Origin of the sequence: Pseudoduganella violacea, from assembly GCF_014191875.1 — a bacterium.
Lineage (GTDB): Bacteria > Pseudomonadota > Gammaproteobacteria > Burkholderiales > Burkholderiaceae_D > Rugamonas > Rugamonas violacea_A.
Genome location: NZ_JACHXD010000003.1, coordinates 112,738 through 125,864, shown reverse-complemented (window position 1 = coordinate 125,864; position 13,127 = coordinate 112,738). Strand labels below are relative to the sequence as shown.

Sequence of the window (13,127 nt, the reverse complement as noted above, 5' to 3'; positions counted from 1 at the left end):
GATGACGCCAGAGTCATAAGTGTTATTCACTGTAGCGGATTATTCACTTGTGCGGGAGCTGTTACTATGGCGCACCCGCACCTCTGATGGCGCGGCAATCGTTGTACTAAGGATATTGTTTTATGAATCACGCAACTACCACCATCCTGCGGCAGGATGCCGATCGCCTGCCTGTCAGCGGCTTGCTGGCCCTGGCCATGGCCGCCTTCATCACGCTGCTGACCGAAATTCTCCCCGCCGGCCTGCTTTCTTCCATTGCGACGGGCCTGAAGGTGTCCGAAAGCCTGGCCGGACAATTCATCACCGCCTATGCCGTGGGCGCCTTTGCCGCCGCCATTCCGATGACCCTGCTGACCCAGGGCCTGCGCCGCCGTCCGCTGCTGCTGAGCGCCATCTGCGGCTTTGCGGCGGTCAATCTCGTGACCGCGCTGTCGGACAACTACACCGTGTCGCTGGTGGCCCGCTTCTGCGCCGGCGTCTTCGGTGGCATCGTCTGGTCGTTGCTGGCGGGGTACGCGGTGCGCATCTCGCCCTCGCACATGGCCGGACGAGCCATCGCGCTGACCGGCGCCGGCGGCACCATCGCCCTGGTGCTGGGCGTGCCGCTGGGCGCCGTCCTGGGCCGCCTGATCGGCTGGCAGGGCGCCTTCGGTCTGATGAGCGGACTGGCGCTGCTGCTGGCGGCCTGGGTGCTGGCCATCGTGCCCGATTACCCGGGCCAGAGCCGCGAACGGCGCCAGACGCTGGGCAGCGTTTTCCTCAAGCGCGGCATCCGCGCGGTGCTGTTCGTGGTCTTCAGCTTTGTGGTCGCGCACAATATTTTCTATATCTATATCGAACCGCTGTTGCAGCCGGCGGGCCTGTCGGCCAAGGTCGACCTGGTGCTGTTCGTCTTCGGCCTGGGTTCCATCGCCGGTCTGTGGTGCGTCGGCCTGCTGGTCGACCGCCATGTACGCCGGCTGGGCGTGATCAATATCGCGATATTTGCGCTGGCCACGCTGCTGCTTGGCTTGTGGGCCGCGACGCCTTGGGTGGTGTATCTGGCCGCGGCTATTTGGGGCGTGGCGGTGGGCGGCTTCGCGACCATCACGCAGACGGCGCTGGCGCGCTTCGCCGGCGACGGCATCGACGTGGCCCAATCCATGTACACCACCGGCTGGAACACCGCCGTCGCCATTGGCGGCGTGGTGGGCGGCGTCCTGCTCGACCGCGCCGGCTCCGGCGCCTTCGCCTGGACCGTGCTGGCGATTCTGGCCGCCTGCCTGTCCGGCGTGGTGTTTGGCATGAACCGGGCGTTCAAGTCCTAAGTGGAAAGGAAAGCACAGATGGATTACAAGATCGCCGCCAAAAAATCAGTATCGAGGAAGACGAATACAGCCTGACCATCGGCTTCCTGGATGATGGCACGGGGCCGCACAGGTATGTGCTGCTGCAGAAAACCCTGGAGCCGGACGAGCAGGACGAAGAGCTGGGCATGGACACGGCCCATATCGAGATCGAGGACCAATCCCGTTCAGGCTATGGCGGCATTGCGTCCTTGGCCTGGGATGGCGGAGAGCTTTGCATCCGGCTCAATGAGAGGGGTAGGAAGTTCTTGAGCGTCGATGGCTCGGTGTTGATTGCAATTGAAGCCGCTGGCTGGACGACGGAAGTGAAAGAGGCGCTGCAAAGGATGGGCGAGGGCGGTTTTCCCTTGCAGCTTGCCTAGTAAGCTGTTTTTCGGCGGACTGGAACCTTCAAACGGATGGCGAAATCATTTCCGGGCGCCGGACAAGGGATAAAAATCCTCCACGATCTTGGAACCGTACACGCCGTTCTCCAGATACATGGTCTGCGCGCCGCCCCAGACGACGTCCGGGTAATTGGTGAGCTGGGTAATCTGGACCCGGATATGGGGAAAGGTAATGGTTTCTACCGCTTTCGGTATGGGCAGCCACTTGATCTCTTCTATGATGTCGGGAGCTTTCAACTCACCGCTCTTGATTCTTGTAGTGTAGATGAGTCTGGTCGATATCTGGCCGCCCTTCAGCGTAAAGACTCCCCGAAGCGTCGGCGTGGTGATTTTCACGCCATAGCTGGCAGCCAGTTCGTCAAGTCCCTCGGTGATACTCAAACGATCGTCCTGATACCAGCCCGGAGTTACCCAGCGATTCGAGTTCTTGACCTTGACGACCATCAGTTCGTTTTTTCGTTCAAGAAAAGCAGGCGATGGAAGGTGGAAGCATTGGGCGCCTCCTGAGCGAAAAGCGCGTGTGAGTACAACAAACCAATCAGCAATAAGAATTTTTTCACTTGGGTCCTCCCTGGATGGTTAAAGTAGCGTATCTGTGCATGTGGCCGCGGGGGAAATATCTTTACGATAGCGGCGCGCGACAAGCAACCCTGCCACTCTCCGCCAGTCGCTTGAGCGATGCCAAGGTGATTGGAAGCCCCGTCCGTAAGGGATTGCCGACGATACGCCCCAGCAGAAAGGACAATGCACCGGAAAAGGTAACTCTATGGACGACTTCGGTTCCTGAGGCAGTGGCGTTGAGTTCGTGCTCAAACACCATACGGAAGAGTGGAATCTGCGACTCGACAGTGAACGACTTGTTGGGAACCACCGATATGAAATTCATTGGGACAGTGATTCCTTTCGGTGGAGTGATCCTGCCTTTGCTCCCCGTCTGGAATGGCCCGTCTATCGACGACTCTTTGGTATCTGGGTCCCACGTTTTCCAGTTAGGGACGTCCGCGTAAATCTCGAATATTTTCTCGGGCGGCGCAGAGATTGTGACTCGGCTTTCCACTTGCATTCGGCTACTCCTATGTTGTCTACAGCATTGATACCTTCGACAGATACAGAAATTGATCGGTACGACCACATCGTCCATCATGGCAGGGAGAAAAACACTGGCATACTGCGAATTCGGACTCCGGAAACGCGATTCCGGAGGGATCTGGACCGATATTGTCAGGTCGAGTGCAAGGTTGAAGTGCGATAGCTGGCCGGCGTCTGCCCGGCGATCTTCTTGAAGACGGCAAAGAAAGTAGAACTGGAATTGAAGCCGCAGCGCTCCGCGATGGTTTCCAGGTTCAGCTGGGGTTCTGCAAGCAGCAGCGTTTTCGCGTTGGCGATACGGAACTCGTTGACGTACAAGTTGAAGCTTTTCTTCAACTTGTCGTTCAGAACCTGGGACACTTCGGCTGGCACATTTCCGGTACGTTTCGCCAGTTGGGCCAGCGTGAGGTTGGGATTCGAATGCAATGACTGCTCGTTCATTTGTTTATCGAGCATAGAGAGGATCGTTTCCGCGTCTTCCTCACTCAAGCGGCGGTTCTGGTACTTTTCCTTCGTTACCGGCGACTCTTTGCGCAACAGGAAGACGAGGACCGCAATATGCATGAAGAAGGTAAATGACAGTGCCCCGACAATATAGGAGGTCAGGGGCGTGCTGACGTAGGCGGCGAGAATCAGGAAGCTGCCAGCGAACACGCTTAGCGGCAACAAGGTTCGCGTCGTGATAAGTGTAGCCGGCTCGGCCAGGTGATGACGCGCGTGCCACAAGGCCTGAGCCGAAGCCGCCAGGTAGGCAAACCAGACCATGTGGATTGCATAACTGGAGTAATCCCAGATGGCGCGATAATCAGCATAGGGGAACAGGATGCCAATCCCGATCACCAGGGACCACAGGCCCAGATGGAGTCGCCACCGGCCGTCCTCCGAACGCTGCTGGAGGTCGGCTAGGTGGTAGCTTATATACAGATAAGTCAGCGGCCCGATCAGCAGGCAGGCAGATAAGCCAAACTGCCGAAAACCGATCGCAATTGAAGGATCGAAATAAAAGAAGGTTGACTTCGCAGTACGGACACCGACCGCGAGCAGCAGGGCGCCAAGCATGATGTCCGCCCGGCGTCGTGGCCGGCGCGTGAAAAAGTAGACGGCCAAGAATATGCCATTGATGGCGCCAAGTGCACTAAAGAGAAATAAGAGTTGTCGGGTAATCATGCCGACAAGTATATATACAACATCGCCGTCATTGTGGTCTTTCGGGTGGCATAAGGCGCATGGGACTATTACCATCATGAGCTTCTGAATATTGGTCGCGATCCTCAGCCAGATATGCCCATCGTCTTTCAAGAATTTGAGTGCATATTTCCGGCGGGCGCGGCATATCCAAAATAGTTTCGCATGCCGACGCGCTATACTCGAACGGATAAGTCGGAAAAGGAGGCAGCAGATGGCGGGCAGCCAGATAGAGCGATTCGAACGTTGGCGTGGCCGCCAGACAGGCCATTTGGCCCACCTCGTCCAATTGGTGCTGAACGAAGTGGTGCCCGAACTGGAAGCGGCCGGTTTGCGGCGTCATGCCGACTATGCCGCCAACCTGAGCCGTAGTGTTTCGGCCACCACCATTGCCTTGCAGCGGCGCAGCGGCCCGCTCTGGCCCACGGTGGAAATCGAATTCCCTTTGCGGCGCAAGCCTTTACTGGGTTTGACCTTTGCGATGTTGCCCGAGACTTGCTACCGTTACGGCGAAGCCGGCCCGGAAGCCATTCCCCGCCTTGAAGCCAATGTGGTCGAGGGCGATATCGCCTTCAGCCTGTGCAAGGGTGGAAACCGCAATTACGATTGCAACTTCGGTTATGAATGGCTGGCTTTGTTGCCCGCCCGCCGCCTTCGCGCCGAGGTGGACCAGATGAAACAGCGGTTGCCCTGGCTGCTAGACGTGTTGAACAGCGGCATTCCCGCCGACTGGCTGACGCTGCCGCGCGCTGGTCGCGCCGGCCAGTATGCCCGCGTGAGCGTGCGTGGCTCGCGGCTCGAAAGCAGATAGGGCCGCCCATCAGCGATGAAGGCGTGCGCGTCCCTAGTCAGGGGCGGCCTTTAGCTGGGCGGACAGGCGGGTGGAATGGCCCGCCTGTCCGCAGGGGCTTACTTCAGCACGACATTCCAGTTCTTCTCCACGCACTTCACGTAGTTGCCCGCGATAAGGGCGCTATACGGCGTCTGGTAGCTCACCAGCTGGCACTGGTAATCGCCGCCCGAACTCCAGTTCTTCTCCCAATAGATGTTGTAGGCCGCCGAACTCGATGGCCCGAAGCGCTGCATGCTGGCGCAGGAGAGCTGTTCGCTGCCGATATTCCAGCCCAGGTCCGCCGCGAACTGCTTGTAGTAGTCGATGCGGTTCTGCGCCGCCGGCTTCTCCGTGCCTTGTCCGCACTCGGCGTTGATAATCATGATGGTGGTGGCGAAGTTATTGCCCGCGCCGGCCGTGCGGTCGGCTTGGTTCGGCACCCAGGTGCCATCCAGCACATGCAGCATCGAGGGTTTGGGCGGCTGCGGGAAGACGAAGAAGAAGGTGGCCGAGGCCAGATTCAGCCAGGTCGACGCCACCAGGTCCGGGTCTTTCAGCAGTACCGACTGGTCGCCCTTGTACATCGCTTGCGAGAAGGGGCCGTAGTTGTAGTTGTAGGACAGCTGCTTGGCGCCGCGCCCGAAGTATTTCTTGTAGCTGCCATCGGCATTGCGGCCGCAGGTCCAGACGGTGTTGAAGACCGGATCGGCGCATTCGGTGTTGTAGCCGCAGCCCGGGCCGTTTTCCTCGCATCCCAGTTCGCGCAGATATTTCAGGCCCTGGCGCCACTGCGGCAGCGGAATGCTGGCGTTATGGTCGCCGGTCTCCTGGGCGAAGTGGGCGAACATGGTGGCCAGGCTGTGGCGGCAGATGGCGTCGGCATTGCGGCCGTCGCTGTAGTCGTCGCAGATGGCGGGGAATTTGGCGATGGCCTGCAGGAAGCGGCGGTAGGTGTAGCTGGTTTCGCGGATGGAGAAGTAGAACTCCCATTTGGCTTCCGGCAGCAGGCGTTCGACCCGCTTCACATTGAGCGGATTGGAGGCCGCGCCCGGCGTCACGGCATCCACACCGGCATTGTCCAGGGTGCGGATGGAAGCCTTCACCTTGCGGAAGAAGTCGTTGTCGGTCAGCGCCACTTCCTTGGCCTCGGCCTGGGCCTTGGTCGGCACGCCGCCCGGTCCTGGGCCGGGGCCGGGACCGGGGTCCGGATCGGGCGCGTCGGCGACGTATTTCCATGGGCCGTAAGTATCGGCCTGGTTCGGCGTGCTGCCCTGGTTCCACCATTTGGCTTCGTATTGCTTGCCCTGGTAGATGGCGCACATGCCGGCGGTGTAGACCTGGCCGCTGTTCCAGGCCGGACAGGATGCGGCGGCCGACGCGGCGGCCATGCGCAAGCCCTGGTGCTGCTGGGCGCCGGCGGGATTGTCGGAGGAAGAGCCGCCGCAGGCGGCCAGCAGCAAGGCCGGCAGCACGGCGGAGGCGAGAGCGGCAGGATGGGCGCGGCCCAGCGCCGCAAGCGGGAAGGGGGATTTCATGTTTGTCTCCTTGATGGAAGAAGCGGAGCGCCAGGGCTGATCGCCCCGGTGCTCCGCCTGGCGCGCCCGTGGTCTGGGCCACGGTGCGCGGATTTTCAAACGCGGTTTATGGCAAGGCCACCGGCAGTTCCGGATACTCGCTGCTCAGCGCATAGCGCACGCCGCCCACCGTGATGGTGTAGGACAGCGGACCGGAAATCGGCAGCTGGTAGTTCAAGGTCAGCGCCACCGAGGCGCCCGGCGCGATCGACTGCCAGGCCGGGATGGTGAACTGGGCGCGGTTGAAGTTGGCCTTGAAGCCGCCGATATTGTTCGGCCCCGTGTAGCCGGCCTTGATCACCTTCAGTCCATAGCCCGACTGGTCGCTCATATTGGCCGGCGCCGACACCGGATAGTCGAACTCCACCACCGAGCCGCCGGGGATGGCGGTGGCGCTGTTGTTCGTCACCGTCATCACCGGGTTGATCGGGTAGTTGCTGTCGCCCAAGGCCCAGCTGCCCAGCGCAATGCTGACCTTGGCGCTGGTGGCCGGAATCGGGCTTTCGGCGCGCTTGTGGCCATACGGGCCGGCCGCCTTGAAGGCGTTGAACACATTGGTGGTCAGGGTGTAGCCCATGAAGTACTCGCCCTTGCCGCCGTTTTTCGACGGATGCCAATCGTAGTCGCCCGCCAGTTCCCAGATCATGATGCCGCCGATATTGTTGTCGACGATGTACTTGGCCTTGGTGGCGATGGACTGCGTGGTTTCGGTCGAGATGAAGACCTTGCGCGTGGCGTTCCACAGCCACGGCGCCACCAGGGTGGCGTTGTAGTTCGCCTGGTAGGTGCCGGTCAGGGTTTTCTCGGTGACGCCGTAGGCATCCAGGTAGTCCGGCACGATGGCGTTCTGCAGGTTCAGCGCATGCCACAGCGGGTTGCCGCCGCCAGGCAGGGGCTTGCCGTTGGTGTCGAGGTCATGCCAGACATTGTCGATGCCGATGGCGCCCGTGCCGCAGGACTTGGTGCCGGCGCAGACCACGGTGTCGTTGACCAGGGCGGTGGTGCCCCACAGGCCGTTGCTGCCGCCGTTCACGTCGCGCCAGCCGCGGGTGTAGTAAGGCACGCCGATATTGATGCGGCCTGCCTGCAGCGCGCCGCGGTAGTAGCGGTAAGCCCAGTCCACGTTCAGGTAGCCGATGCCGCCGTAGGAGTAGGCGTTGGCGGCGCGCAGTTCGCCGTCGTTGCCGTCGTCGAACAGGGCGGCGTTGGGGCCGACGAACTGGTTCCAGCCGCCATGCAGGTCATACGACATCAGGCTGGCGTAGTCCAGGTGCTTCAGGCCGGACAGGTTTTCCTCGCCGCGCAGCACCCAGCCCGAAGCGGAACCGGCGATGGTCAGCAGATAGTAGCGGTTGTCGGCCACGGCGGCGGTGTCGAGCTTGTCGCGCACCACTTTGAGCAGCTGGTTATAGCTCTTCATCAAGCCGGCCAGGCGCGGTTTCGACAGGCCGAAGTCGAGCGGGTTGCCGGCCTCGTTGTTCGTGGTCGGGTGCTCGTAGTCGATGTCGATGCCGTCGAAGAAGGGATACTGGCGCAGGAAGGCCACCATCGAATCGGCCAGGGTGTTGATGCCGGCCGTGTTGATGCTGCCGTCGGCATTGGTGGTGGCCGGATAGAAGCCGCCGCTGTCGGCCCAGCCGCCCACCGAGAGCATCAGCTTCACGCCCGGATAGCGTTTCTTGTACTGGCTGAACAGATTGAAGTGGCCCTTGTACGGCAAGCTGGGGTCCATGGCGGCGGCCGGAATGTCGGGCCAGGTGACGCCGGTATCGGGGTTATCCGGCCCGCTGCCCAGCTTGACCTTGAAGGTGCTCTTGTCCACGCCGGCGAAGGCGTAATTGATGTGGGTCAGCTTTTCCCACGGGATGTCGGTCACCAGGTAGGACGGCGCGCCGTTCTTGCCGGTGCGCCAGCTGGTGAAGTAGCCGACGATGCGGCGCTGCAGGCCATTGGCCAGCTTCTCGCGGCCATCGGCATCGTAGACGCCGCAATATGGCACATTGGTGACGCCGGAAACCAGGCCGTCGGGACGGCAGGCCACAGGCGTGGGCGTCGGTGTTGGCGTGGGGGTGGGAGTTGGGGTGGGCGTCGGGGTTGGAGTCGGCGTTGGAGTCGGCGTGGGTGTGGGCGTCGGGGTTGGCGTTGGTGTTGGCGTCGGCGTGGTTTGCAACTGCCATGGGCCCCACTGGTCGGCGCCCGGCGCATTGTTCTGGGTCCACCATTTGGCGGTATAGGTCTTGCCTTGATACGTGACGCAGGCGCCTGCCGTGTAGACCTGGCTGGCGCTCCACTCGGCGCAGGCGGCGGCCGGAGCGGGCGCAGGGGCGGCGGCCAGGCGCGTGCCGGTGGGCGCGCTGGCGCTATTGTCGCCGCCGCCGCCACCGCCGCATGCCGCCAGGGCGCCGCCCAGCAAGACCATGAGTAAGGTGCTGTAGGTTTTCATTCTGTCTCCGTTTTTTAGAAATCGTGATTAGGCGGGTAATTGCTATAGAAATCGTTGTCCCACAAGAAGTGGGTCGCGGCGATGGTCACGGAAATATCCAGACCCTCGACGAAATGCCACCAGCCCACCGGCAGGAACAGGATCTCGCCTGGTTCCAGAACGCAGTCCAGTACCGGAACACCCGCCATGTCCGGATAGCGCTGCACATCGATGGCGCGGCCATCGACCGGGGTAAAGCAGTGGCGCTGGTTGTACAAGCGCGGCGTGTCGCAGGGCGCGATCAGGCGCACGCGCTTACGGCCCATGATCTGCACCATGAAGTTATTGGTCAGGTCATGGTGGAAGGGGGTGATGGTGCCGGCCGGGCCGAACCAGAAAAAGCCCTGCTGCTCGCCGGCCGGCTTCAAGTACTCGGGCAGGGCCGGCACGTCGGCCCACAGCTCGCGCAGCGCGTGGCGGTTGCGCGAATCGTTATTGGCCGTCATGTAGAAATCGTTGGTATGGCCGCTGCTGCGCACCAGCTCCACGAACTCGCCGAATGGAATCTGGCGCTTGTGGGCGATGCTGTTCATTTCATAGTCCTGGTCGGCGTTGCGGCCGAACTGCACTTCGACGCTGCGTTCGCCGAACTGGCTGGCGAAGAAATCCAGCGTCCATTTGCTGCGCGCGGGGCAATCGTCCAGCATGCCGGTGATGATGACGGGACGGTTCAGCGCATAGTGCTGCTGCAGGAAGTCTTCGCGCGACAGCTTCTCGCGGCGCGGAATATGGATGGGCGCCAGCCGGTTCAATTGCGCCTGGATGCCGATCACCCAATCGCGTTTGGCGAGCCGGTTGCGCAGGCGTTGCGAACCTTGCAGATAGGGGCTGCGCAGCGCCGCCTCGATCTCATGGGCGGCCTCGATGGCTGAGATGCCGTTTTGCTGCAGGATGCCGGCCAGCGCCTCCGGGTGCGTACCCAGGATCAGATTCTCCCCGATCCAGCGCCGCCAATCGTCTCCGATATTGCGCAACTGATGCACCGTCGCACGACGTTTCATACTCCCTCCTCGAATGGTCGAGCTCGTGTCCGATTGGTGCCAGGCACCCATTGGACACGGTCTCATCTTTAGGACAGGGCAGCTAAGGCCGAGCTCGTGTCCGCATGGTGCCTGGCACCACGGTGGACACGGGCTCGGCGGTGGGCTTAGCGGCCTTTCCAGACTTCGCTGGTCAGGGCGCCGCTGGCGTCGCCGTCCAGCTCCCAGGAGAAGGCGCCGCGCAGGCCTTGATCGCGCATGTATTGCATCTTCGTGCCGATCACGGTGGCGTCGTCGTAGCTCCACCATTCACCCGTGGTGGTGTAGAGGAAGAGTTGCTTGGTGACGGGGTGGTAGGTGCGGGTGCCGGCCTTGCCTACGAGAACCTTGTAATCCTCGATGCCGGTTTCCCAGGCGCCGTTGGCGCCGCCGCCTGCCGTCTGGTACAGGCCGTTGCCGTTGGGGCCGGCCGGCACGTTCTTCCAGCCGCGTCCGTAGAACGGTACGCCGAGCAGGATCTTGTTCTTCGGCATGCCGGCGGCCACCAGGGCGGTGATGCCGTCGTGGGTGTTGTACTTGGCGACATTGCCGGTCGATGGATCGGCTGGGTCGTGGTACAGCGGCGAGTGGAAGTTGGTGGTGTTTTCCCAGGCGCCGTGGAAGTCGTAGGTCATCAAGTTGACCCAGTCCATGTACTGCTGGTACAGGGCCGGTTCGGTGTTGTTGATCTTGTCCACGCCGGCGCCGACGGCGGCGGTCAGCAGGTAGCGCTTGCCATCCTTGGTGCCTTGCGCGTCCAGTTCTTCACGGAAGGCCTGCATCAGCAGCGTGAAGTTGTGCTTGTCGTTCACCGCGTCCACCGTGTTGTACGGCTGGCCGCCGCCGCCCGGGTATTCCCAGTCGATGTCGATGCCGTCAAACACACCCTTGCCGGTGCCGGGGCCGCCGCGTCCATCCTGCACCGGCAGGTCGCCGGCGATGAATTGCTTGACGCAGGATTTGGCCAGCTGCTTGCGCAGCGCGTCGGTCTTGGCCGCGGCCGAGAAGTATTTCGACCAGGTCCAGCCGCCCAGCGAGATGAACACTTTCAGGTTCGGGTGCGCTTGCTTGAGCAGTTTCAGCTGCAGGAAGTTGCCCGACAGCTTGGCGTCCCACGGCACGGTCTGGCCGTTGACGGTACGCGCCGGCTGGCGCTGGTAGTCGGCCCAGGCATCGCCGCCGGTGCCGGCGTCGGCCGGTGGTGGCGACTGGTTGCCGGTCTCGGTCTTGGTGACCATATCGCATTCATAGCCGCCGTTCTTGGCGTAGACGTTGCCGAAGGCGTAGTTGATGAAGGTGAGCTGGTCGGCGATGCTGGTCTGCACGCCGTTGACCGGGGTCTTGGTGGTGTGGATGTCGGCCACCTCGTAGGCGCGGCCGTAGACGCCCCACTGTGCAAAGTAGGAACCGATTTCGCGGCCGGGCGGCGTTGGCGTCGGCGTCGGGGTGGGTGTTGGGGTTGGAGTAGGGGTGGGTGTCGGCGTGGGCGTCGGCGTTGGGGTTGGCGTGGGAGTCGGCGTCGGCGTTGGAGTTGGCGTTGGCGTGTCGGTCTGCAACTGCCATGGACCCCACTGGTCGGCGCCCGGAACATTGTTCTGGGTCCACCACTTGGCTTTATAGGTTTTGCCGCCGTAGGTCACGCAGTCGCCTGCGGTGTAGACCTGGCTGGAACTCCATGCCGCGCAGGCGGCCGCCGCCATGGGCGCCGCTTGCGTTTTTCCCGAGATGCCGGCGTCCGTTCCGCCGCCGCCGCCGCCGCAGGCAGCAAGCATGCTGCCGATGATGCCAATGACCAGGCTGTTCGCCCTTATAGCGTGTCGCATTATTGTCTCCTGATTGTAAGTAAACCCCTACGCGTGGAAAAGCAGGGACGAGAATGCGGTGGCACAAAGTGGTAGTCAAGTGGTTTCATTAAATTCATCCACTGTAATACCAGTTTCGAAATGCTAATAATATTAATTTTGCAATTCGAAAAGTGGATTTTTCCCGCCCTCCCTATGAGAAAATCTGCTGCAATGCAGTAATTCGCGCATAAGAAAATAACAAATCTGTTAAATTGTGCGGACCAGTTTTGGCCTGGTTTCAAGTGGTATGCACCGGCCAAAAGCGGTCCTTAGTACTTGCCGACTCAGGCTGGCGCCAGTTCCAGGCGCTCCAGCAGGGCGCCGCTTTCGCGCAGGCGTTCGAGCATATAGCCTGGCGCGATCAGGGTCTCGGGGAAGTACAGGCCGGGGCCGGGCGCTGCGCGGCCATCCAGTCCCAGCAGCCGTTCGATGCCGAGCGCCACGCCCAGCGCCGTCAGCGCCGCCTGGCCCGCGGGGTGCACCAGCTCATGCCGCACCTGGCGCGCCGTGCCGTCGGCATCGCGCCCGCTCAGCTCGACGATGATTTCGGTGGAGAAGGCGGCGCCGCGGCGGCGGCTGGCCGATTCGCCCAGCGCGATATCGAGCCGCACATCGCGCGCGCCGGTGGCCGCGCCGAGGCTGATGACGTCGAAGGGCGCGTAAGGCTGGGCGGGCAGGGGCACGCCGTCCACGCTGACCAGGGTGCTGCCGTTGTCGCCGCTGGCGATCCAGCGGTACTTGCCGCCGCTGAGCACCAGCGTATGCGGCGATTTGCCGATAATGCGCTCGTAGTCGGCATAGGCGGCGGGACCGCCCATATCCTGCTCGTCGAGCAGCACGCCGATGCGGATGGCATCGACGCGCGCGAATTCGCGCACGAAATGCAGGATGGGCAGGGTGGCCGCGCCGGCCAGCCACTGGCTGCCCAGCAGGATGGCGCTGGCCTGGGGATGGTGGATATAGTGCGCCACTTCCGGTCCCAGCTCGAAGGTGCCGCTGGAGACGCTCATATAAGGCAGGCCATGGGCTTGCGCGTATTTCAGCGAATTCAAGGTATCGTCCTTGAGGAAGACGGCGACGGCGCTGAAGGCCGCGTCGGCGGGCAGGCCCAGGTCGGGACGGCTCAAATCGATACGCGCGGCGCTGACCGTGGCGGGATCGATCCCGCGCGCCACGGCGCCGGCCTTGTCCCGATCGCGGGCGCCGAGCACGATGGGCAGCTTGGGATGCAACTGGTGCAGGGTGCGCGCCGCGCGTGCGCCAACAACGCCGGAACCGCCGATAATGAGTACAGGTGCAGCCATAAAACCTCCATGGTTGAAGAAAACGAATTAACTTACCTATCGCAATATACGAATGGTAGGTTGCGC

General features: G+C 62.1%; 11 protein-coding genes. 3 read left to right on the top strand and 8 right to left on the bottom strand.

Going from position 1 to position 13,127, the window contains the following annotated elements; all coding sequences use genetic code 11:
- The first annotated feature begins 122 nt into the window (after nt 1-122).
- Complete coding sequence (locus tag FHS03_RS06280) at nt 123-1,307, top strand: MFS transporter (RefSeq protein WP_221208059.1); 1,185 nt, start codon at nt 123-125, stop codon at nt 1,305-1,307.
- Nucleotides 1,232-1,708 carry an Imm10 family immunity protein gene (locus FHS03_RS28070; protein WP_229426108.1) on the top strand — a complete coding sequence of 159 codons (477 nt, stop codon included), beginning with the start codon at nt 1,232-1,234 and terminating at the stop codon, nt 1,706-1,708. The genes FHS03_RS06280 and FHS03_RS28070 overlap by 76 nt, the downstream gene beginning before the upstream one ends.
- Nucleotides 1,709-1,753: 45 nt before the next feature.
- Here the strand turns inward: FHS03_RS28070 and FHS03_RS06270 are convergent, their stop codons facing one another.
- The 3 genes from FHS03_RS06270 to FHS03_RS06260 form a co-directional block, all read right to left on the bottom strand.
- The gene (locus FHS03_RS06270) at nt 1,754-2,176 is read right to left on the bottom strand and encodes an NUDIX hydrolase (RefSeq protein WP_183440175.1); all 423 of its coding nucleotides are present in this window, start codon (nt 2,174-2,176) and stop codon (nt 1,754-1,756) included.
- Between the two features lie 178 nt (nt 2,177-2,354).
- A complete protein-coding gene (locus FHS03_RS06265; RefSeq protein ID WP_183440174.1) occupies nt 2,355-2,795 on the bottom strand; it encodes an SRPBCC family protein in 441 nt (146 codons plus the stop codon).
- A 158-nt stretch (nt 2,796-2,953) separates the two neighbouring features.
- Complete coding sequence (locus tag FHS03_RS06260) at nt 2,954-4,120, bottom strand: helix-turn-helix transcriptional regulator (RefSeq protein ID WP_183440173.1); 1,167 nt, start codon at nt 4,118-4,120, stop codon at nt 2,954-2,956.
- Nucleotides 4,121-4,220: 100 nt separating this feature from the next.
- Between FHS03_RS06260 and FHS03_RS06255 the strand changes: the two genes are divergently transcribed.
- The gene (locus tag FHS03_RS06255; RefSeq protein WP_183440172.1) at nt 4,221-4,817 is read left to right on the top strand and encodes a hypothetical protein; all 597 of its coding nucleotides are present in this window, start codon (nt 4,221-4,223) and stop codon (nt 4,815-4,817) included.
- Nucleotides 4,818-4,915: 98 nt separating this feature from the next.
- Here FHS03_RS06255 and FHS03_RS06250 read toward each other — a convergent pair whose 3' ends face one another.
- The 5 genes from FHS03_RS06250 to FHS03_RS06230 form a co-directional block, all read right to left on the bottom strand.
- Nucleotides 4,916-6,373: a glycoside hydrolase family 19 protein gene (locus FHS03_RS06250; RefSeq protein WP_229426093.1), complete on the bottom strand. Its 1,458-nt coding sequence runs from the start codon at nt 6,371-6,373 to the stop codon at nt 4,916-4,918.
- Nucleotides 6,374-6,479: 106 nt separating this feature from the next.
- On the bottom strand, nt 6,480-8,855 hold the full coding sequence (locus FHS03_RS06245; RefSeq protein ID WP_183440171.1) for a chitinase C-terminal domain-containing protein: 2,376 nt from the start codon (nt 8,853-8,855) through the stop codon (nt 6,480-6,482).
- Between the two features lie 14 nt (nt 8,856-8,869).
- Nucleotides 8,870-9,895: a cupin-like domain-containing protein gene (locus FHS03_RS06240; protein WP_183440170.1), complete on the bottom strand. Its 1,026-nt coding sequence runs from the start codon at nt 9,893-9,895 to the stop codon at nt 8,870-8,872.
- 146 nt (nt 9,896-10,041) lie between these two features.
- The gene (locus tag FHS03_RS06235; RefSeq protein ID WP_183440169.1) at nt 10,042-11,736 is read right to left on the bottom strand and encodes a glycosyl hydrolase family 18 protein; all 1,695 of its coding nucleotides are present in this window, start codon (nt 11,734-11,736) and stop codon (nt 10,042-10,044) included.
- A 305-nt stretch (nt 11,737-12,041) separates the two neighbouring features.
- Entirely contained in the window at nt 12,042-13,061 is a 1,020-nt protein-coding gene (locus FHS03_RS06230; protein ID WP_183440168.1) for a Rossmann-fold NAD(P)-binding domain-containing protein, read from the bottom strand.
- Nucleotides 13,062-13,127 lie beyond the last annotated feature (66 nt).